Origin of the sequence: Bartonella sp. AC10YNML (assembly GCF_042196825.1) — a bacterium.
Classification (GTDB): domain Bacteria; phylum Pseudomonadota; class Alphaproteobacteria; order Rhizobiales; family Rhizobiaceae; genus Bartonella.
Window position 1 is genome coordinate 1 of the sequence record NZ_JBHIRA010000090.1, and the last position, 526, is coordinate 526.

The following is a 526-nucleotide window of genomic DNA, read 5'->3' on the forward strand; positions in this document are numbered from 1 at the left end:
AGAAGATTTCTAATGATATTAATCTTACAAGTGCTGCTGCAGTTCTTTATGATAAAGAAAACGATACCGTTAATTATGGTAGCGTAACTTTAGGTGGGATGGATAATCAAGTCCCTGTTGCTCTCCATAATGTTAAAGATGGCATAATTGCGCAAGGATCGCATGATGCAATCAATGGGAACCAAATTAATAAAATATCTGGAGATATAGCAAATTATTTTGGTGGTGGTGCCTCATTTGAAAATGGTGCCTTTAAAGGACCAAACTATAGTTTATCTGTTATTGTTGAAGATGGTCAGGTGGCAAAAGCTAATTATCATGATGTTGGCTCAGCTTTGAGTGGGCTTGATGCAAATGTGAAGAGTGTAAATAGTCATCTCACGAATGTGGTCAATAATTTTACACAACAAATCAATGATATTACACAAGAAGTCAAAGGGGATGCGTTGTTGTGGAGTAATGATGAGCAGGCATTTGTGGCACAGCATGGAGAGGGAAAAGCCAATAGCAAAATTAAATTTCTTGC

At 37.1% G+C, this 526-nt stretch carries 1 pseudogene; it reads left to right on the forward strand.

The window, feature by feature from the left end:
- A pseudogene (locus ACFINA_RS09795) lies at window positions 1–526 on the forward strand (hypothetical protein); the annotation flags it as partial.